The organism is Blautia sp. NSJ-175 (assembly GCF_022867815.1).
GTDB lineage: Bacteria > Bacillota > Clostridia > Lachnospirales > Lachnospiraceae > Blautia > Blautia celeris.
This window is the reverse complement of sequence record NZ_JALIFQ010000001.1, coordinates 571,682-593,952: the sequence shown is the minus strand read 5'-3', so window position 1 is coordinate 593,952 and position 22,271 is coordinate 571,682. Positions and strand designations below refer to the sequence as shown.

16 protein-coding genes are annotated in these 22,271 nt (G+C 48.2%); 2 read left to right on the top strand and 14 right to left on the bottom strand.

Features of this window, described 5'->3' with window-relative positions; translation table 11 throughout:
* Positions 1–13: 13 nt before the first annotated feature.
* The 6 genes from MUB35_RS02695 to MUB35_RS02670 form a co-directional block, all read right to left on the bottom strand.
* Entirely contained in the window at positions 14–1,306 is a 1,293-nt protein-coding gene (locus MUB35_RS02695; RefSeq protein ID WP_227211836.1) for a cation:proton antiporter, read from the bottom strand.
* A 165-nt stretch (positions 1,307–1,471) separates the two neighbouring features.
* On the bottom strand, positions 1,472–3,607 hold the full coding sequence (gene nrdD, locus MUB35_RS02690) for an anaerobic ribonucleoside-triphosphate reductase (RefSeq protein ID WP_103731633.1): 2,136 nt from the start codon (positions 3,605–3,607) through the stop codon (positions 1,472–1,474).
* A 182-nt stretch (positions 3,608–3,789) separates the two neighbouring features.
* A complete protein-coding gene (locus MUB35_RS02685; RefSeq protein WP_033143101.1) occupies positions 3,790–5,148 on the bottom strand; it encodes an MATE family efflux transporter in 1,359 nt (452 codons plus the stop codon).
* Positions 5,145–5,978: a diaminopimelate epimerase gene (dapF, locus tag MUB35_RS02680; RefSeq protein ID WP_033143121.1), complete on the bottom strand. Its 834-nt coding sequence runs from the start codon at positions 5,976–5,978 to the stop codon at positions 5,145–5,147. Before dapF ends, MUB35_RS02685 begins: the two co-directional genes overlap by 4 nt.
* A 208-nt stretch (positions 5,979–6,186) precedes the next feature.
* Positions 6,187–7,140 carry a 4Fe-4S binding protein gene (locus tag MUB35_RS02675; RefSeq protein WP_033143100.1) on the bottom strand — a complete coding sequence of 318 codons (954 nt, stop codon included), beginning with the start codon at positions 7,138–7,140 and terminating at the stop codon, positions 6,187–6,189.
* Between the two features lie 79 nt (positions 7,141–7,219).
* Positions 7,220–8,854 (bottom strand): FAD-dependent oxidoreductase, encoded by a 1,635-nt coding sequence (locus MUB35_RS02670; protein WP_148392388.1) that lies wholly within the window; start codon positions 8,852–8,854, stop codon positions 7,220–7,222.
* A 195-nt stretch (positions 8,855–9,049) separates the two neighbouring features.
* On the opposite strand from MUB35_RS02670, the gene MUB35_RS02665 reads away from it, so the two are divergent.
* Complete coding sequence (locus tag MUB35_RS02665) at positions 9,050–9,973, top strand: LysR family transcriptional regulator (RefSeq protein WP_244805729.1); 924 nt, start codon at positions 9,050–9,052, stop codon at positions 9,971–9,973.
* A 41-nt stretch (positions 9,974–10,014) separates the two neighbouring features.
* Here MUB35_RS02665 and rd read toward each other — a convergent pair whose 3' ends face one another.
* From rd to MUB35_RS02635, 6 genes are all read right to left on the bottom strand, one after another.
* Positions 10,015–10,173, bottom strand: a complete 159-nt coding sequence (gene rd / locus MUB35_RS02660; protein WP_148392389.1) for a rubredoxin — start codon at positions 10,171–10,173, stop codon at positions 10,015–10,017.
* A gap of 263 nt (positions 10,174–10,436) precedes the next feature.
* Positions 10,437–10,919 (bottom strand): hypothetical protein, encoded by a 483-nt coding sequence (locus tag MUB35_RS02655; RefSeq protein ID WP_033143096.1) that lies wholly within the window; start codon positions 10,917–10,919, stop codon positions 10,437–10,439.
* 32 nt (positions 10,920–10,951) lie between these two features.
* Complete coding sequence (nhaC, locus tag MUB35_RS02650; RefSeq protein WP_244805728.1) at positions 10,952–12,490, bottom strand: Na+/H+ antiporter NhaC; 1,539 nt, start codon at positions 12,488–12,490, stop codon at positions 10,952–10,954.
* 52 nt (positions 12,491–12,542) lie between these two features.
* Positions 12,543–14,078, bottom strand: coding sequence for a histidine ammonia-lyase (hutH, locus tag MUB35_RS02645; RefSeq protein WP_033143094.1), 1,536 nt, complete (start codon positions 14,076–14,078; stop codon positions 12,543–12,545).
* A 218-nt stretch (positions 14,079–14,296) separates the two neighbouring features.
* Positions 14,297–17,161, bottom strand: a complete 2,865-nt coding sequence (locus MUB35_RS02640; RefSeq protein WP_244805727.1) for a tetratricopeptide repeat protein — start codon at positions 17,159–17,161, stop codon at positions 14,297–14,299.
* 312 nt (positions 17,162–17,473) lie between these two features.
* A complete protein-coding gene (locus MUB35_RS02635; protein WP_227244936.1) occupies positions 17,474–18,136 on the bottom strand; it encodes a Crp/Fnr family transcriptional regulator in 663 nt (220 codons plus the stop codon).
* A gap of 198 nt (positions 18,137–18,334) precedes the next feature.
* On the opposite strand from MUB35_RS02635, the gene MUB35_RS02630 reads away from it, so the two are divergent.
* A complete protein-coding gene (locus MUB35_RS02630) occupies positions 18,335–18,739 on the top strand; it encodes a DUF3783 domain-containing protein (RefSeq protein ID WP_052099662.1) in 405 nt (134 codons plus the stop codon).
* A gap of 59 nt (positions 18,740–18,798) precedes the next feature.
* On the opposite strand, the gene MUB35_RS02625 is transcribed toward MUB35_RS02630, so the two are convergent.
* A complete protein-coding gene (locus tag MUB35_RS02625) occupies positions 18,799–20,346 on the bottom strand; it encodes an MGH1-like glycoside hydrolase domain-containing protein (protein ID WP_244805726.1) in 1,548 nt (515 codons plus the stop codon).
* Positions 20,347–22,263, bottom strand: a complete 1,917-nt coding sequence (locus tag MUB35_RS02620) for a beta-L-arabinofuranosidase domain-containing protein (RefSeq protein WP_054352802.1) — start codon at positions 22,261–22,263, stop codon at positions 20,347–20,349. It lies immediately after the preceding gene.
* Between the last annotated feature and the right edge of the window lie 8 nt (positions 22,264–22,271).

Below are 22,271 nucleotides of genomic sequence, written 5' to 3'. Positions count from 1 at the left end.
CTTCCTTCCGTCTCTATTTTGCCTGCTGCTTTCCGCCCACATAACGGGATGCATCACTTTTTCCGGCCGCCTCAGCCTCTTCCATAAGCCTTGCATATTCATTTTGCTCATATTCCACCTTGCCGCTCTTCTCACTGAAGCTCAGCTTAAGTAAAATAGGTGAAATGATGGTTGTGATGACCACCACCACAACAACCGGCCCCAGAAGAGAGGAGGACATCAGACCCACAGCGTTGCCCTTTGCTGCCACGATCAGCGCCACCTCACCCCTGGACACCATGCCCATACCGATGCGGATACAGTCCTTGTTCTTATAGTGACAGACTTTGGCTCCTATTCCGCATCCCACGATCTTCGTGAGCACTGCCACGATGACCAGAACCACTGCAAAGACAAGGATCATGGGACTCATATCCGGAAGCTCCACCTGAATACCGATGCTGGCAAAGAATACCGGAGACAGCAGAATATAGGATAAAATCCCAAACCGCCTTGCAATATAATTGGTATGCGTTGTCTTGGTAATGATCAGACCTGCGAAAAATGCACCTGTAATGTCCGCAACTCCGAAGAACTTCTCTGCACAATAGGAAAAGAGCAGACAGATCACAAATGAGATAATGACAAACCGCTGCAGATCCCTCTCGTAACCCTTCACCCACTTTTTAAAAATAACGTGAAGCAGATAGCCTCCCACACCGACGAACACGAAAAATCCCACGATCTTCGCAAACACAACCACCACATTTACACTGGAATCCGCCAGGCTTGTGATGATTGTCAGCGCGATAATCCCCAGCACATCGTCAATAATGGCTGCACCCAGAATGGCATTTCCGGCCTTGGTGTTCAGCTTGCCCATCTCTTTCAGGGTCTCCACTGAGATACTCACACTGGTAGCGGTAAGGATAACACCGATAAAAATATTCTGCAGCATGATACTTGCCGAAGCATTGGATTCTATCATGCCCGGCCTGTTGAAGAACCAGGCCACTCCAAGACCTCCCGCAAGCGGTACCAGCACACCTAACAGCGCAATGACAAAGGATGCCTTGCCGCTCCTTTTCAGTTCATCAATATCTGTCTCCAGGCCTGCGCAGAACATCAGCACGATCACGCCGATCTCCGACACCTCATGGATAAACTCTGTCTGCTTCAGTATCCCGAAACAGGCCGGTCCCAGCAGCAGTCCCGCAAGCAGCGCACCCACCACCTGGGGCATCCTCACTTTTCTGGTAAGCAGTCCGAAGACCTTGGTGCTCAGCAGTATAAGCGCCAGGTCCAGTAAATAAGTATAAGAGTTCATAGTTTTTCCGTCCTTTCTCTCCCCTGTGTCTTACTCTTTTCCCGTTTTCCGCACAAAACGAAATCCAATTAATCGTACCACAATTCTAAAAAAAAGGAAATGGAAAAACGTCACAAAACCTCAAAATTCCGCGCAAAAAGGCTGCCCCAAAAAGGGCAGCCATCATTACATGGATTTACGCTCCGCAATTTCCGCCATCTTGGCAGTGTTCAGTCTGGTATCGCCATGTACGCGGCTGTATGACAGATACCCGTTCATCCTGTCTATCTTCGTCAGGTTGGTGGAACCGCAGACCGGGCAGACATCCATCTCCAGCTCTTCATGTCCGCAGTCATCACAGTAGGCCAGAGAGAGATTCACACCCTCATAATATCCCAGCGCCATTGCCCTTCTCACCAAAGCACGGATTGCATCCGTATTATACCCTATGGGATAACGCACATACTGGATCTTGCCGCCGTTGCACAGTTCCCAGAAACGGCCCTCACAGTCCTGCTTCTCAATCGGGGTCATTTCCTCCGTCACATGACAGTGGAAACTGTTGCTTACATAGGGACGGTCGGATACACCCTCCACGATACCGTACATTTTCCTGAACTGCTCCACCTGCAGACCGCAGAGACTCTCTGCCGGGGTACCGTAGATGGCATACAGATTTCCGTCCTCCTCCTTAAACTGCGTCACTTTGCTGTTGATATACTGAAGCACTTCCAGGGCGAAGGCCCCGTCCTCCCGAATGGATTTTCCGTTGTACAGCTCCTGCAGCTCGTTAAGGGCCGTGATGCCGAAGGAAGCTGTCATGGGCTTCAGAAGCGGTTTGATCTTGTCTGAAGGTTTCAGATTCCCGCCGTAAAAGCCGCCTTCACAGTAGGCCAGGGGATTGGTGGATGCCTTCATCTCTCCCAGATAGTCATAGGTTCTGATATGAAGCTGGCGTATCATTTCCAGATAGAAATCAAGCACCTCGTAAAAATCACGGTTCTCCGCTCTTGCCTTTGCCAGGATCATGGGCAGATGCAGGCTGACTGCACCCACATTGAACCTTCCCACGAATACAGGCACATCCTTGTCATCCGCAGGTGTCATGCCGCCGCGCTCATACCAGGGGCTTAAAAAGGCACGGCATCCCATGGGGCTGATCACCCTTTTATACTTTTTGTACATACTGGAAATATAGCCGTCCCCGCTCATAGACAGCCAGTCCGGATACATGGTCTTTGCCGAACACGCAATGCCGGCCTCAAACACATCCTCGCTTACGCCGCCCTCTCCGTGAATTTCCTCATCATAGAGAAAGACAATTTTCGGAAACAGTACCGGCTTTTTGTGTCCCGCTTTTCCCTGCCCCTCTTTATGCACATTGAGGAGGGAAATGCTGCACATCTTCTCAAAACGTTCTGTTCCAAGCCCCAGCGTCACAGTCACGAAAGGATAATCTCCTCTGGAGGAACCGACGGTATTGAGCTTGTACTCAATCCCCTGCCAGCCCTGGTCAAAATCGCGGTGTACCTTGTCATACGCGTACTTTTCAGCCCTGTCCTGTGCATGCTCCCACTCCGGGTCCACATATTTCAAAAATTCTTCTTTATATTTTCTGTAGCTTTTCTCTGCATAAGGGGCCAGAATCTTATCCACCTCCGGCACCGTGAAACCGCCGTACTGCTGGGCAGCGGTGCTCAGGATAATATCCCCCATAACGTCAAATGCAGTGTCCAGTGTCTTCGGCTCGTTGTACCAGACATTGCCCATCTCAAATCCGCCCTTTAACACATTTGCCACGTCAAAGAGACAGCAGTTCATGGTATCCAGCCTTGCAGACTGGTCATGAATATAAATATAGCCGTCCTTGCATGCCTGCAGCTCATTGCGGTTCATAAAGAATTTCCGGTAAAGCTCCTTGTTCAGTTCATTGAATATCAGGCTTCTCTTGGTTGCAACCAGCGCACTGTCTGTGTTTGCATTGCTCTTGTCCCCGATATAGCGGATAGACTGGCTCTTGGTATAGACCTCGTCCATCATGTGGATAAAATCATGCTTATAATTTCTGTAATCCCGGTAACTCTTGGCAACCGCAGGGTTTACCTGCTCCAAAGCCCCCTCCACAATATTGTGCATTTCCTGGATCGTAATTTCTTTCTTCCCCAGGGACTCCGCCTTGTCTGTGGCATATCTGCACAGGAAGTCAATCTCCTTCTCCGTAAAGCTGTACATGATCCTTTCCGCGGATTTATTGACTGCCCTGACTATTTTCTGAACGTCAAATTCTTCTTTTGTTCCATCTTTCTTAATTACATAAATCATTGCCTTCACCTCATTGCAGCACTACATCTTGTGTCACTTATTATTTTATTCTTTTGTTATTACCAGATTTTGTATCACAAAGTATATCATGTTTCTTTCTGAAAGGGAAGTGGGAATATTGCACAAAATCCAGATGAATTTAATCCAATATCCCCACGAAAGCCTTGAGGCTTCAATATTTTTTATCTCGTAATATTATTCAGCCATTTATAACTTTTATATCGCTTCCAGGAAAACGGCACTTTGATCACCTCATCGCTGCACAGGATTATGTAAACCCATGGCATGGGTACGTGTATCACAAAGGCCGCCACAGCCGCAGCGAAAATGGAGCACAGCCACATGATTCCCACGTCCAGGAACAGCCCGAACATAGTGTCTCCCCCGGCTCTGAACACGCCTACCACCAAAGTGGAGTTGAAGGACTGTCCCACCACATAGTAGGACATGATCACCATCATGACCTGGAGATAGGATTTCGCCAGAGGCGTCAGTTTCAGCATATTGCACACAAAGGGCGAGATCACAAGGATCAGGATACCGCCCGCTGCTCCGAACAGAAGGGAAAGCTTTGCAAACCGGCTGCCGTAATCCCTGGCAAGCGCCTCTTTCTTCTCCCCGATCGCCTTGCCTATCATGATGGCAGTGGCGTTGGAGATACCGAATGCAATGACCATGGATAACTGTCTGCACACCTGTGCCACGGAATGAGCAGCCACAGACGCGCTGCCCAGATGCCCCACAATGGACGAGATGGCAGCCATGCCTGCGCCCCAGGCAAACTCATTGAGAAGCACAGGGAAGGCATACACGAAAAAGTCTTTTTCCAGCCATTTGTATCTTTTGAACATATCCTTTATGCGGATGCGCACTACATCATTTTTCTTCCGGGCATAATATACGACAATAATGACCTCAACAGCTCTCGCGCACAGCGTGCCGATAGCCGCACCTGCAGCCCCCAGGGCGGGAGCGCCCAGAAGACCGAAAATAAAAACCGCATTGAGGATAATATTGACGGACAGGGATGTGGCATACACCACCGTCGCGATCACTACACGCTCAATACTCCTGATAATATTCAGATATACATTGGTAAACGCTGCAAGTATGTAGGAAAACGCCACGATCCGAAGATAGCTCACACCCTCCGCAATGATCGCCTCGTCTGAGGTGAAGATCCGCATCAGCAGATCCGGCACGCACAGCGCCAGCGCCGTGAATACCGCAGCGGACAGGATCGCTATGCGGAAGGACATGCCCATGACCTTCTCAATGGTCCGGGTATCCTGCTTTCCCCAATACTGGGCAGTCAGCACACAGGCCCCTGAGGTCAGTCCGAAGAAGATCAGGGACAGGATAAAATATACCTGGTTCGCCAGGGAAACGCCGGAAAGCGCTGTCTCTCCCACTCTTCCCAGCATAATCACGTCCGTGGAGGTAACCCCCACGTTGATCAGGTTCTGAAGTGCCATAGGCATGACAAGCCGCATCACATTTCCGTAGAAGCGCTTGTCCTCTGTTGTCATACGAAATCTCATAGTTCGATCGTACCGTCAAAAACCACTTCCGCAGGACCTGTCATGTAGATGGTGTCCTCTTTTCTGTCCCAGAAAATCTTCAGGTCACCGCCCAGCAGTTTTACCGTTACCTCCTCCTCTGTATATCCGTTCATCACGCAGGCTGCCGCCACAGCACAGGCTCCTGTCCCGCAGGCCAGGGTCTCCCCGCTGCCTCTTTCCCAGACCCGCATCTCCACAGTCTTCTCATCTAAAACACGGACAAATTCTGTGTTGACACCCTCCGGAAATGCCTCGTGTTTCTCAAAATAAGGACCAATCTCCTTAATATCCAGTCCTTTCACATCCTCCATGAACACCACCGCATGGGGGTTTCCCATGGATACTGCAGTCACCTCATAGACCTGCTGCTTCACAGCCAACGGCTCACGGATGACCTTTTCTTTTCTGTGCTTCATGGGAATGTTCTCCGTATGGAATTCCGGCTTTCCCATATTCACTTTCACCAGAGCCACTCTGCCGTTTTTCACAGTCAGATCCAGGTACTTGATGCCGCTTTTCGTATCCACACTGATCCTTGTCTTGTCTGTGAGGCCGTAATCATACACATATTTTGCCACACAGCGGATGCCGTTGCCGCACATGGCGCCCTGGCTGCCGTCCGCATTGTACATTTCCATCTCAAAATCCGCTTTCTCTGAGGGTTTGATCAGGATCAGCCCGTCAGATCCAATGCCGAAATGCCGGTCACTGACCTTCTTTGCCGCTTCCGACGGATTTTCCACTGTCTCCTGAAAACAATTCACATACACATAATCATTGCCGATTCCCTGCATCTTTGTAAATTTCATCGCTGCTGCCTCCTTTGCTCTGTATCCTGTGTCTTCATTTTCTTTTCCCCGGGCAGCGCATTCCCGCACCTGCCCGCAGAGAAAAAAGAGGGTGTCTGTAAAAGATACCCTCTTCGTTTCTTTGCTATTAATCATAGCAATCCATAATTCTTTTGTCAATGCAGAAAGACATTTTTCATAGCTGTCATTATGCAGCCGGTAAGGCATCTTAGCAGGTAGCTCCGCCCACCTCGTGCAGTTTGGCAGACAGGATTTCCTCTTTCCTCTCCAGAATCTCATCGGAAAGAAGCTGTGCCTCCACATTCTCAAATCCAAGACGCTCAATCGTATCAGAGAAACGTTCTCCTGTCTTTCCCTGTTCCCTGTACAGAAGAAGGGTTTTCTCAATTACACTCATAAGCTCTTCCTTGGTTGTAAAGATCTTGCTCATAGGCTTTCCGATGGCGATCTTCTTTCCCCATCTTCCGCCCAGATAGATCTTATATCCGTAGGTGCCGTCCTCAATGGCGTCAAAATGACAGGTGCCGATACAACGTCCGCAGTTTATACATTTTTCCCGGTCAAGCTCCATGACCCCGTCCACAAGCTTCACAGCATCAATGGGACAGATTTTCACAACGCTGCACTTCTTACATCCGCTGCACATATCCTGATCAAAGTTTGGAATGAGCTGACCGACAATACCCAGATCATTCAGGTTCGGTTTCACACAGTTGTTTGGACATCCGCCCACTGCGATTTTAAATTTGTGAGGCAGTTTTACATCATGCCAGTTTACATAAAACTCATCATGGATCTCTTCGGAAAGTCCAAAGGAATCCAGAAGGCCATACTGGCAGGTGGTTCCTTTACAGGATACTACAGGGCGCACTTTAGAACCGGTACCGCCTGTGTCCAGCCCGCATTTCTGGATATAGGCACGAAATTCATCAATTTTCTCATATGGGACTCCCTGAACTTCCACGGTAAGACGTGTGGTGTATGTCACCCCGCCGTTGCCGAACAGTTTTGCTGCCTCACCAATACATATCTGCTGTTCTGCTGTAATTTTTCCGTTCTTGGTTATGATCCTGGCGGAAAAATTATCCGTTCCCTTGTTGTTCAAAAAGCCCAGGGCCTTTACTCTTTTCTCATCTTCTTTGCTCACTGTTAATGTTGCCATTTCTACTTTCCTCCAACTTTTTATCTTTTCTGGTCTTGCCTGTCTTGTGCGTTCCTGCTGTTATGTTTTACATCATTCTTCAGTCTTCTGTCAGATCTTCTCCATTGAATGTGCTTCCGCCCTCCAGAACCTTGGTATTGGTGTATCCGTAATATCTCAGACGGTTCTGCAGCATATATGCCCTCTTACCTTTTGCGCATACAAGAAGCATCTTCTCATCCTTCGGATGACCTTCCACTTCACCGTCAATCTCCTCCAGATTCATAAATTCCACACCTTCCAGAGTCGGTTTCAGGGATGCGTCAATCACTTTGTAGCCCTCTGCCTTGCCTTCTGCGAACTCAACCGGCGTAAAGGTATCTAAAGAACCGGACATTTTGTTCAGAAGGATATTGATGCAGTGCGCAAAGGGGTGGATCGCTGTTGAGAACGGCGGCGCATACGCAAAATCCAGATGCTCCAGCTGCTGTACAGTGGCCTTCATGCTCAGTGCCACTACAGCGATATCCACCATCTTATCCACAGCGCCCTTTCCCAATACCTGGATTCCCAGGAATTCACCGGTCGTTTTATCTGCGATCATCTTGACCAGGAAGGAGTCTGCACCCGGATAATAATGTGCCTTGTCATCTACAACAGCCACAACGGAAACCACGTCATGTCCCGCTTCCTTAGCCACCTGCTCTGTAAGTCCTGTACGGCCTGCGTTCAGTCCCGGCAGTTTTACCACGCCTGTTCCCAGAACGCCCGGATAGGAAACATCAGCGCCGGCAATATTCTGTGCTGCGATCCTGCCTTCAATGTTTGCAGAGGAACCCATGGGTGACCATGCTCTTGCATGTGTCATACGGTTGGTGATCATGGAGCAGTCACCAAGAGCATAAATATTCTCGTCATTGGTTCTCATATGGTCATCTACCAGAACCGTTCTGTTTGGCGCAAGCTCAATTCCCGTATCTGCCAGGAATGCTGTATTTGCACGGATACCAAGGGAGAGTACCAGGGCATCTGCCTTGATCGCTCTTCTGGATGTCTTAACCTTCTCAACAGTCCCGTCACCTTCCACACCTTCCAGCTTCGTATCCAGAAGTGTCATGATTCCCTGGTCTGCCAGATGGTCCTCCACAAACTCTGCCATCTCCGGATCAAATCCCGGCATAATGTGCGGGAGCATATCCAGAACTGTGGTGCGGATGCCGCGGCTCTGAAGATTCTCCGCAACTTCCAGACCGATAAATCCACCGCCCGCGATCACTGCACGCTTGATCGTGCCGGATTCCGCTGCTTTTCTGAGGGCCTCCGCGTCATCAGGTGTTCTCATCATAAATACATTCTTCATATCAAGTCCCGGAAGGGGCGGTACAACTGGAGACGCACCGGTTGCTATTACCAGTTTATCATATGTATATTCTTTTGTCTCACCTGATTTCAGGTCTTTGGCAGTCACTTTTCTGCCTTCACGGTCAAGACCCGTCACCTCAATACCTGTCTCAACTTCCGCTCCGGTCAGTTTTGCAAATTTCTCAGGTGTGTTGACGATCAACTGGCTTCTCTCATGAATCACATCACCTACATAATAAGGAAGTCCGCAGCCCGCATAAGAAATATCCTCACTCTTGGTAAGAATCAATACCTCTGTCTCTCTGCTCTCTCTTTTTAATTTTGCCGCAACCTTTGTGCCTGCGGCCACGCCGCCGATAACCAATACTTTCATAGCCCATACCTTCTTTTCTCAAATTTGCGTAACTACTCTTATGCACGGTCAACGCAGTCAATACACAGACCTGATTTGAACAGTTACAACTTGCTCTCTTTGGTTTATGATTAGTATAACACTTGCACATGTATAAGAAAAGTAATATAATTTTATATAATTAATAGGATTTACCTATGATAAAGGAGACGTCTTATGACCATCAGACATCTGAAAATATTTCTGGCCGTGGCAGAATCCGGTAAAATGAGCCTGGCAGCGGAACAGCTCTTCATCACCCAGCCCTCCGTCAGCCAGGCGATCCGGGAACTGGAGGAGCACTACCAGACACTGCTCTTTGAGCGCCTGTCAAAAAAGCTCTACATCACAGAGGATGGAAAAAAGCTCTATGTCACTGCCAAACAGCTCGTCACCCAGTTTGAAAGCCTGGAAGAGAGCATGCAAAAGGAAAACCGCCGGGAGAAGCTCCGTATCGGCGGCACGATTACCCTTGGCAGCGGAATCCTCTCCAGGGTGGTGCGGGACCTGCGCGCAGAGCAGCCCGACCTTGATATCTATTCTTATATGAACAATACCCAGATCATAGAACAAAAACTTCTGAATATGGAGCTGGATGTGGGTATCGTGGAAGGCCGTGTCAAGAGCCGGGATCTGGTATCCATTCCCCTCATTGACGACATGCTTGTGCTGGTATGCGGACAGAACCACCTCTTTTTCGGCCGCCACACTTTATTCATCAATGAACTGAACGGACATGACTTTGTAAAAAGAGAACCCGGCAGCGGTACCAGGGAACTGTTTGAGAATTTCATTGTGCGCCATGGCCTTGACATCCATACCGTATTTGAGGAGAGCACCCCTGATTCCATAAAAAATGCCATACAGATCAACAACTGTATGGCAGTCATCTCCATCCGCCTTCTGGAAAAGGAGATCCAGAACGGTGAGATGTATGTATTCACAGGTCCTCACAAGGAATGGAACCGGCACTTCTCCTTTGTCTACCACAAGGACAAATACCTGACAGACTCCATTCTCCGGCTGAAAGAGATCGTGAGCAGCTACAATGATGCGGAGGAGATCCGGAAGCTGCCCGGCGGAAAACTGGTGGACAGTTAAGTCCGCAAAAAAGCTGCCGTTATACGCGGCAGCCTTTTTTATTAAGCCTCAATAAATACATCTTTTCCCATACCGCAGATTGGGCATACCCAGTCTTCCGGAAGGTCATCAAATGAGGTTCCCGGAGCAATTCCGTTTTCCGGATCTCCTACCTCAGGGTCATATTCATATCCGCATGGTTCGCATACATATTTTTTCATAATATTTTATACCTCCTGTATATAGCTTCTCCAGTTATCACCTGAATTACACTGATTCTATCACATATTCTCCTATAAATCTAGTCTTTTTTTGTCCAATTTAAAAAATTTGTTAAAAATCTCTTTTAAAAAGACTGCACACTTACGTTATTCATAAGTGCGCAGCCTCTCGTCCGGGGAAAGTAAGAGGAGTTTACTTTCCCTTCCCTATAATTCGGAGACCTGTTGATAAAACAGATTTCCTGGACATATTCACAAATTACCTACTTCTTCTTTTTGTATCCGGCCATCTGCCGCGGATCAGCATCTGACACCACGGCTCTGGAGTTTTTCTTTCTTGCAAGCACCATTATCTGTTTCGCATCCGCCTTTGTGAAAAACAGGCGTTTACTTCTGTTGCCCCTGCCAAAATGGAGCGCCACCAGTTCCGGATGCTTTCTGTCTTCCCGAATCACGGAAACAATCTCCTTCCAGCTCCAGAAGTCATAATGTGTGGTAATCCTCATCTGATAAAAAATCTCCAGTCCCCTCTCGGTAATAACTGTATCCTTTTTCATCAACAGCGTCAGTATGTACAGCACACCAAATACGGCGGCTACGCGGTAAGGCGTCACAATACCTCCAATGATCAGAGCTGCGGACAAGATCCAGCAGCCGTATGTTACCCACTGCTTACGGGGTTTCAGTTCCCTTGCATGATAAATCGGTCCTTCTAAAGAGTCCCAGGGAAGATGCTCAACACTCAAAATGATACTCCTTTCAGTCAACAACGGATAATTTATGCCTGTGCTTTGGGTGCCCTGCCGGCTGCGCGCATAGCTTCCAGATTCTTCACTGCAAGCTCGTGCTTGTCTGCAGGAGCAGCGGCCGGTTTACGCATTGTCGTTTTGCCGAAAATATTCGTATAAGCACCGTCAGCCCAGAAGATGTTACGACCCAGGAACGCAAGGATTGCAGCCAGGATCGGGTTCAGCAGGTTAACGAACGCAAATGGGAAGTATACGAACGGATGCACTCCCAGAACACCCATCTGGTAAGCGCCGCAGCCCGTCCACGGGAACATAACTGCCCACAGAGTACCGCAGTCCTCCAAAGTCCTGGACAGCATATTACGTCCCAGACCCATCTCGTCATATTTGTCAACATACAGCGGAGCCGGTACACCAATTCCCAGGAACTGGTCACACATGGTAGCATCGCAGAATAAGGATGTCAGAAGTGTTGCCAGAATCAGACTTCCCACAGAGTGGAGTCTCTTCTTCAGGCCTCCGAACAGTGTATCTACACATCCGCAGCGCTCCAGCGCACCGCCGTAGGCAACTGCCAGCAGAATCAGGTTAATGGTCCACATCTGGTGGTCCATACCGCCTCGGCTCAGCAGGTCATTTGCTAAATCATTAGTGGATTCAAATGTTGTACCATAATGCAGAACGTCGAACAATTCTCCTAAGCTGTGCATACCCTGGAAAACAGCGGCAAAGAGAACGCCGCATCCCACAGAGATTGAAATACCGACAAGTCCCGGTACTTTCATAATACAAACCACCACGATAACAACGATCGGAAGCAGCAGAATCGGGCTTAAGTTAAAGCCTTCTGCCAGAGCTGCCTGTAAATCTGTTGCCACAGAGGCGTCAAATCCTGATGTATCAATATTCAGACCCATGATCGTGTATAAGATCAAAGCAATCACAAACGTTGGGCCTGTGGTGGAAACCATTGCCGTAACGTGGTCAAACAAGCCGGTTTCGGAAACTGCTGCCGCCAGGTTTGTAGTATCGGAAAGCGGTGAGAATTTATCACCAACATAAGCGCCGGAGATGATCATACCTGCAGTGATAGCAGGATTGATTCCCAGGCCGGCACCGATACCTAAAAAGGCGATACCAATGGTAGCAGTAGCAGTCCAGGAAGAACCGCATGCCAGACCAACAACCGCACACATAATACAGCCGATTGGCAGGAAAAGCTTAGGTGTCAGTAAATCCAGGCCGTAATAGATCAGGGCCGGAATTGTACCGGACATAATGAAAGATGCCACGAGGATACCGACTGTACAAAGAATCAGTATCGCTTCCATTGTAGCATTCAGCCTGTCCAACATACCAGCCAGCATGTCGGAGAAGCTGTGTCCGCAGAGACAGCCGATGATACAGGCCACTACGATAGATACCAATAACGGCATGTGGGCATCACTGTATCCGCTTCCTCCTACGAAGCCATAAAGCATCAGTGCCATCATGACAACAATTGGAATAATAGCTTCAAAAAAATTCGGAAGACGAACTGTACGTTCTTTCTTTTCGTTCTTTCCCATTAAGACTTACCCCTCTTTTCTCAAATTATTTTTTGCAGGACAGTTTAAGAATTTATTTTGTTTCTATAGCTCCGCCAAGGGCCTCCTCTACCGCTTTGACGAGAGAGCCATCCTTAATAATTTCTTCACAATAGTTGATATCACCGTATAATTCGCGGTCCTCATCTAATGTGGCTACTGCTTTGCGGACTAAGTCATAAGCAGCCTGTGTTCCTTTGCCCAGGCCTTTATTGCCGCGCATATCGATACCCTGGCATGCAACCATAAGTTCCATAGCCAGAACACGTCTTACGTTCTTAGCGATCTCTCCTGCTTTTCTGGCAGCGATGGTACCCATGGATACGTGGTCTTCCTGACCGGCGGATGACGGGATACTGTCAACAGAAGCCGGATGTGCAAGAACTTTGTTCTCAGATACTAATGCTGCTGCGGAATACTGAACGATCATGAATCCGGAGCAAACGCCGCCGTGCGGTGTCAGGAATGCAGGCAGGTCACTGTATGCCGGGTTGACCAGACGCTCAATACGTCTCTCAGATACGTTAGCCAGCTCGGAAACTGCGATTCCCAGGAAGTCAAAGCTCAGTGCCATAGGCTGTCCATGGAAGTTGCCGCCGGAGATACCATTCTTATCTTCTTTGAAGATGATCGGGTTGTCTGTTACAGAGTTAATTTCAATATTTACATGATCCAGTACATAATTCACTGCATCCTTGCTGGCGCCGTGAATCTGCGGTGAACAGCGCAGGGAATATGCATCCTGTACACGGATTTCACCCTGAACCGTAGTGTTCTTGCTGCCTTCCAGAAGTCTTAACAGGTTTCTGGCTGTTGCAAGCTGTCCTGAATGAGGACGCACGTCATGCAGACGGTGATCCAGCGCACTCACGACACCGTTCTGCGCCTCAAAGCACAGAGAGTCAGCGATATCTGCAACCTTCAGAAGCTGCAGCGCATCGTACAGTGCCAGGGAGCCGGCGCTTGTCATTGCCTGTGTTCCGTTGTTCAGAGCCAGTCCTTCTTTTGCGGACAGTTCAATTGTAGGAATTCCCGCACGCTTCATAGCCTCTGCGCCCGGAAGGAGTTCTCCTTCATAATAAGCCATACCAAGGCCCAGCATCGGCAGAACCATATGGGATAACGGTGCCAGGTCTCCGGATGCTCCAAGGGAACCTTTCTCCGGGATAAACGCAGTTACACCTTTATTCAGCATATCGATCATGGTCTGAACAGTCTCCAGACGAATGCCTGAAAATCCTTTTACCAGGTTGTTGATCCTAAGCAGCATAACACCTCTTGCAACATCAATGGGGAACGGATCACCAGCACCTACCGCATGAGTGATGATCAGGTTTTTCTGAAGAGCCTTGCACTGGTCCTGAGAAATTACAACGTCGCTGAATTTACCAAATCCTGTTGTGATTCCATAAACGACCTTCTCTTCCGCAACAAGGTCATCAACCACTTTTCTTGATTCGATAATGTTCTGTTTTGCCTCCTCGGCTAACTCGATTTTTACATTCTCACGACAAATTAAAGCAATCTGTTCCAGTGTGAGGTCTTTACCAGTAATTACAATATTGCTCATATCGCACCCTCTTTTCCTTATATTTTATAGTGCAATTATACACACCTCCGTGTCAAAAAAGCGTCAATAAATGTCAAAATCCACAAACACAATTGTCTGACAATTATCTTTCATCGTCAAATTCCTCGTATCACGGTCATTGTTCCGTCATTGGCGAACAATATTTTTTCGTGTTATCAGGCTAAATTAAAATATTTTTTTAAGGCGGGAACCTTTTCTCAGAATCCCGCCTTATTCTTGATCTCCTTTAAAACCTTCACAGTGGTCGGATTATTCATTTTTTCTGAGAGCTGTACGCCCTTTTTATAATGCTTTCTGGCTTCCTCTGCCTCTCCCTTTTCCAAAAGGACTAAAGCCATGTACGCTTCCGCACGTTCCAGTCCCCAGTAATATCCATGGCGTTCAAAACATGCCACTGCCTGTTCCAAATACTCCTGGGCCAGTTTGATCTTTCCGAGAAGGTAATAGATCTGCCCCGCGTTGGAATAGAACTGTCCAAGTCCGTTGGTCACCACCTTGCCGGTTCCCTTTTCGATGGCTATTTTATAGTAGGAAAGTGCTGACTGGTAATCACCGGTGGCACGGCAGGCATCCCCGATATAATTATAACACGCCGCAATGCTCATAATATAGCGGGAATCTCTTCCGCTGTAATCCTCAAATATCTGGCGGGCCTCTGTGAGCGTCTGGCGGGCCTCCTCATATCTGCCCTCATGGAGCAGATACCAGCCTCTCAGCCTCATGAAAGCCCCTCTCTCGTCCGGTTCCTGCACATTGATCAGGGACAGGCCCTCGTCCACATATTTTTTCACCAGCTCCAGGTCTTCCACTTGAATCCCGTAGAAAATCATCTGCTTGAAATTATTCAGGAGAGATTTCTTATCCTCCAGCATCTCAGCCAGCTTCATGCTCTCCTCAATATTGCGGATACCGGATGCGTAATCTCCCACAGCGATGTCAAAACGGCCCTTGACATAGTACATTTCCTTTTTCATTTCCTGCAGCTGATGAGAATCCTCGTCAAACTGGATCACCTTCTGAGCTAATTCAAGAAGTTCATTGGCCTCAAAGGTTACTCCGTAATTGTCGTCGCCATATTCCATCTCCCAATGAAGTACAGGAAAGTTCTCATTGACAATCGTATAATACTCTTTCAGATATTTAATCTTATATTGATACGCTTTCACCATGTTATGGCACTTCTCATAGTGGTGAATCGTCATTGGAAGATACCCAAAATTTTTCTTTCCCTCAGCCTTTGACTCATAATACTCTGCCAGCATCTGATGGTACATGCGCTTCTTTCCCTCACTCTGGCGCTCGTATATGAACTGGCGGAAGACCTGATGCTCAAATTTATAGTACACATTCCAGCCGACAAGTATTTCCTTGATCAGATGACGCTCCTGCAGCTTTTCAAGAATACGGACCAGGGTCAGCCTGTCCATCTTCGGAAGCAGCAGCTCTATCTCCTCAATGCTGATCTTCTCAGGAAACATGCTCATGCAGTCCAGCACTTCATTTTCCGTCTCCGGCAGGCCTGCAAGCCTTGCTTTGATCACATTGTTGGTCTTCTGGGATTTTTCCAGGGTATATCCCTTTTCCTTTATCAGATTCACCAGCTCCATCAGGAAAAATGCATTTCCGTCAGTCATCTGGAATATACTCCTGAGCTTCTGCTCATCCCCGTTAAGCTCCGGCAGATATTTGTGGAGCAGCTCCATGGTCTCCTCCTCCGTAAAGGGATTCAGAGAAATAACATGGAGATAATCTTTCTTCATGAGTTTCTCCAGGGATTCCATAACCTCCACATCATTGTTCTGGTTATAAGTACACATGAGAAGGATCCTCTCTGTGCCCAGCGTCAAAAGAATCCTGTTCAGAAGCTGGAAGCTCATGGCATTCATCCACTGGATATCGTCAAAGAACAGCACTACCTTGTGCTTTTCCACGATTTTGCGGAACATGTCCAGGATGGCTTTTTCCATAAGCTGATATGTCAGCCTGCCCAGCGGCTTCTCATCCCCCAGGATGCTTCCCTTAAAGAAACGGTCAAGCTGTGCCTGCTCCTCCTCTGTGATGGAGCGCTCCAGCAGTCCGTTCTCCACACACTGCTCCACCTCCCAGAATATGTCATTCCAGGGACGCAGGAAAAATTCCGACTCCTCCCGGTAGCAGGCAGCATACAATGGAATCATCTGATAGCCCCGCACCATCTGTTTTGCCTTGTCCAGAAGCGCTGATTTGCCTACTCCGTCCTCCCCGCTGATGGCCACACATTGGGGATGGCGGCTCTTGCCGGTTCCCACAATACACTCACTGACCTGGTATATTTCAGCGGTACGGCCCAAAAACGGCGCGTTCCAGGCAGCAGACTCCGCCGTGGTGTTTCCCTTAACATTGAAAATACGGTGAAACAGTTCCTTGATCTCCGGGGATGGCTCCACGCCCAGCTCATCTGCCAGAACCTTCTCCAAATCGTAATACAGCTTGATCGCCATATTATAGTTTCCATTCACCGCATAGATATCCATGATCTCATAGTAGAGCTTCTCATTATAGGGATCATGCTTTAACAGAATGTTGCTGTATTTCTGAATCAGATCCACATCCTTTGTGGCATCCGCGTCGTACAGCTTTTCCCTGGCACATTTGATAAATGCCTGGTTATACTGCTCCTGCATGGAGGTGATCCACTCTTCATATTCATAACTGTTCTTTATCATAAAATGGGAGAGAAATCCTTCTTCCTCGTTCTCCAGAATATTCTCTTCACTGATATGGTCCCAGTCAATATCCGGCATACACTCCGGATTCAGAGAGATGCTGGTATGGCCTGCTGTCACCAGGATTTCCTTGCCAAGCAGCTTTTTGATCTGGTAGACTGCTTCCCTCAGGTTCTTTCTTCCCACATTTTCATTGTCTGCCCCCCAGAGCACGTATATGATTTCTTCCCTTGTAGCTGTCTTCTTCACACAGAGATAATAGAAAAATCCCTCTGCTTTCTTGTATGGAAAATTCACACGCTCTCCGTCCACCTCAACATAAGGTCTTCCCAAAAGATGTACACTGATGTTCGCCACAATTTATCCCTCATATTCTCAATTTACAGTCCCAAAGTAACAAAATGTATTGTATTAAGTATACTCTAATGCAGACACAACTGTCAATACTTCCCCAAATTATGGAATTTTAAAGTTCTTTCTTGTTACTACTTTACCATGCAAAATTGTTATATGTGGTTTTTCTCGGCCATTTTTACGGATACAGCCGTATTTCTTCCCTGTTTCTTATATATTTTCACAGTTTGCTTTCTCACCTGCTTATTATAGGAAGAAACTCCTGCGCCGACCGTGCCGAAAGGCAGCGGCGGCAGGGATTCCGTTAACCGGGCGTCACGATCCCCCTTTGCAGAGTGTAAAACGGTTTTTGCGGAAGGTGATGATTCCCTCCTCCTGCATTCTGCCCAGTTCGTCGGAGAGCACGCTGCGGTTTACACACAGATAATTTGCCAATTCCTCCCTGGAATAGGGAATCTCCACCGTATTACTCCCTGTCTTCCGGCATTGTATGCGCAGGTATTTCAGTACCCTTCTGCGCACACTTTTTGTGGAGAGGATATCAATCCTGTAAAATTTTCTGACGTTTTCGTTGGCTATAAATTCCATCAGTCTCCGTTCCAGCTCCTCCTCCCATTTTTCATGTCCCGGCATCCAGTCAAAAAACCACACTTTCGCATCCTGGCTGCAGTAAGCGGAATATGGGCTTTGACGGCTGGGCGTGCAGACAATATCAGCCCCCAGCATATAGGAGGGAATCAGTTTCTGAAAAAGCCTTTCATTTCCATCCATATCGATCCGGACGATCCGCACTTCCCCCTCCAGCACGATTCCGAGCTGTCCGATCGTGTCTCCCTCATGCAGTAACTGCTGCCCTTTTCCGTAATCCTGTATCTTTCCCCCAAGAAGCCTGCCCAGTTCCTGCAGCTCCTCTGCGTCCTTTTGCCGGAACAGACAGCTCTGTTTCAGGATTTTTTCATACTTCTCCAGTCCATTCATTTGGCATCTCTCCATCCTCTTTTTTTACTCCTCTTATTCTACCATCTTCTTATGTTTTCGTAAATTGCTCCTTATGATTCCCTCAAACGTAGCCTTTTATCTGCTTCCTTAATATTTACAAAAGATGTAAGAACCCCGTTGAAAATTCATAACTTATAGTATATGATGAAAATATGAAAACTGCCTGGAGGGATTGTTATGATTCGCAGACCCAATATCTTATACTATAACAATGGGCAGACGGAAAAAGGAAAAGTGTTGGAAAAAGCAGCACGCCGAATGGGATTCGACTTTACTCCCATTCTCCCGCAGAATGTGCTTCAGACTGTGGGATATCTGGCCAAAATCAAAGGCTTTCCGCAGCGGAAAATATCCGTGCTGGAAAACCTTCCTTCTATTCCTGTGGATGTTATGGTTATGTGCAATTTCACTGACGATAACCTGAACCACCTTCTTCGCATGATGAAGAACGGGGAACTTCCATCCGTTGCCTTAAAAGCAGTCCTCACATCCCAGAACTGCTTCTGGACATTCGCACATCTTGTAAAAGAGCTGGAGGAAGAACACAGAGATTTTATGGAGAGAGAAGAAGAGGAAAAATAAGGCGGAAGGAACGCAGGTGATGCGTTCCTTCCGCCTTATTTTCCTTCCATTATTTTCTATTATAAAATGCAGGTGACAGATTCCGGTACAGAATCAAATCCCGCCTGCAGTCTGCCGTCCGCGTATATCTGAAACCCCGGCCCGCTGCCATATCGCTCCCCCGTTTTATCATATTGGACCGTCACAAGATGACCGCCTGCCGGAACATCCTCCAGTTTGAAATACTTCCATCTATGGTCCAAAAGAGGTGTCACCGTAAGCCTTCCGTCCTCATACATATGGATCCCCGCCGCGCCGCTGATGATCAGGTCACAGAAGGTTGAATGATTGTAATCCTTTCCCCTCTCGTATCCCCCTGCTTCCTGCGGAAATCCCTGTTCCTTCAAAAACCTGCGCGCCTCCCACTCTCCGGTGTCGGGATGGAGATTTTCATCGATCCAGCAGGACTTTCTTCCGTACCTGTCTGTTCTGTAATGGGAACCGGCATACAAAAGGAGCAGTTCCCCGTATTCTCTTCTTCCAAATTCGGTATTTCCTCTTTTCTCCCGGTTCTTCTGCAGATACTCCGCTGCTGCCGTCAAAGTCTGCGATGTAGAAAAAGGCCAGGACCAGCCATTCCACAGACAGGGATGCACAGCCTTTTTTTCCAGGAATCCGGGATACCGGCTGCAGGTGGACGGCCCATAGGGTGCATAAAAGCATTCCCGGTCAAAAAGCCTGGAAAAAGCCGCCCCCATGCGCTTTACCTGCGCATCCCCCTCAAACTGAAAAGGCAGCCCAAAATACCAGGGGAGATAGCCGGTTATCTCATCCATCTCCGCCATCTCTCCCGGCGTCCCTGTTTTCTCCTGCACCCGGATTCCCCTGTAGAAGTTCAGTTCCGGCCTCCAGAGCATGGTCTGCATTCTGCGCCAGATGGATTCTGCCTCTCGCTGATATCTTTCCTCAGCGGATTTGTTCCCCTTCCACCCTGCTATCCGAGAGAGGGCAGAGGCTGCTGCTGCCATATAGGAATTTAAGGTGAGCCGGATGCCGTTCCCGCCTGCTGAATATTCCATACCGTCCCTGTTGTCTGAAGACCAGAACAATCCGCATCTGTGCAGACTTTTTATCTTCCACCTTTTATAACTGTCTTCCATATAGGGAAACAGCTCTGATGCCAGATCATAATTTCCGGTTGTCCTGGTGAACCGGTAAACAGCGTGGATCAGCCAGTTGCTGTAATCCTGTTCATGCTCCCTGCCGCTTCCCAGGAACCAGTACACACAGTAATCCCTCAGATATGTATCACTGCCCCGTAGCCAGCGCCCTTCCATAAGATGATGGCCTGCCGCGCAGGATATGCCGTTATAGGGCCCTGACCAGGGGACTTGGGGAAGAAATTCTGTGAGGATATAGCCTTCCGGGGTCTTTTTGATATGTTTCCGGTAGACCCACCAGCGGAAATAATAGATTTCCTCAAGGACCGGGTCCTGACAGTCCAGCAGGGGGATGTGCTCCCCCATCCAGACCGCGGCGTGTTTATTGTCAATTTCCTGTCCATGAGGCTCATCATCCCGGGCGGAAAATTTCTCTGCGTAGAATTTCAGTTTCTCTCTGAGGTGCATTTACTTATCCTCTTTTTTGTACCATGGAAATTGTGTGACCCTCAGCTTGGTACAGCCATAAGGGATCAGGGTGATTTCCTCCTCTGTCCCGTCCGGACTGATCGGACTGACGGGAAGCGTCCCTGCGCTGTTATCCTCCAATTTCCAGGAGTCAAGTCTGCGTCCCCTGGTCTTCAGGCGGATTGGAGGGTGCTCCTTGGAAAACGGGACCACTCCCACGCAGCCTGCCTGCATTTCAAAGGAAGGATTCTCTTCCAGTGCATAATTCCAGTCACTTTCAGGGTAGACCTCATAATCTCTGACACCTGCCACTTCTCTGACTGCCTCCCATCTCTCCTTCATGTCCAGCGCATACACCAGGGGGCCTCTCTCAACTGCCACGCTGTTATGGAACCAATGAGATGTTTCAATCTCCATGGAAAACTCCGCTTCGATCTTGTCCCCTGTACGGATTCCTCTGCAGACAGATGCCACATCTCCTGTCTTTTCTCTGTTCTTCACTTCTTTGACACAGATTCCGTTCTTGTATATTTTACAGGCACTGCACCATCCCGGGATCCTGATCTTAAATTCCAGCCCGTCATGGGAAGCCTCCTCCACATGGTACGTGATTTTTTCTTTAAAAGGATACTCTGTCTCCTCCCTGATACACAGTTTCTTTCCCTCAGCCTCCGTCTCCAGCCTGCAGGGGGCAAATACCATAGAGACCACTTCCGAGTCACTTTCCCTGTACCACAGGCTCTTCACGAATTTCGGCCATCCCTGATGCATGTTGGCTGTACAGCAGCCGAAATTCGGTTCCAGACCGAACATATTGGATTCCTCATTGTTATTGAACCAGTTCCGCTTTGCTTTGCTCACAAGCACCTGATTTGCCTGCTGCACATACTGATGTGCCATGAAATCCTCTGTAATGGTAGCCGGCAGCGCATTGTAGGCAAGACGCTCCATTTTATCCGCAAAACAGGGAAGTCCGAAGGCCTCCAGCATGGTCTGCAGGCTGAACATATATTCCACTATTGAGCAGAGTTCTGCTCCCTGGGAGGGATTGTTTCCGCTTAAATGCTCATCCCCGTTGACGGCACCGCTTGCGACCCCGTGATATTTATCAGCACTCTCCATCCCTGCCAGTGAAACTGCCTCATAGTCCAGGTCATCGAAGAAATAGGACAGCATTGCAGGGTATTTAAATCCCATGGTCACATTTACGATATGGTTTGCGTGGTATTTCATAGTGTCATGATAATCTTCCCATGAAAAATGGCTGTATTCCTTATTCCAGTCATAATAATAACCCGCAGGCCTTGTAAAAGGAAAATCAGTAAAAATATCCACCCAGTCAAGAGCCTGTTTCCTGAGCATTTCCACAAGCGCCGGAATATAGCTTCTCTCTTCCCGTTCGCAGTACCACTGGATACAGTACAGCAAATCCCCTATTCTGGCGCTTGACCACTGTTTCATAGGCACCTGGGGTATCTTTTTATATAGATACTGAAAATACCTGTCAAAAAACGGAAGTACCCTGCTGTCTTTTTTGATCTCATAGTATTGGATCAGGACCTTCAGCATGACAAATCTGGACCAGTAGTCCTCCTTACTGGCTACAGGACCGAAGTTTCCCTCCTCATCCTGGCTGCCCAGAGTCCATTCCACAAACCTGCAGGCAATGTCCCAGTGTTCTTTGTCCTCCAGATAACAGGAGAGCGGCAGAAGCCCGTCCAGGTAGTAAGGCGCTCTCTCCCAATTTTCTCCTGTACCGCCCAGCCAGCCGGAATAACTGCCCACACTGTCCCAGATGTCAAACAGTTTTCCCGTAAGTCCCTGCATCTGAATTTCCAGCTGTCGTTTCAGCCATCCCTCCGGTTTCACTTCCGGGATGGAAAATGTATGTAATCTTTTCTCATTTTTATTGCTCATAATAGTTC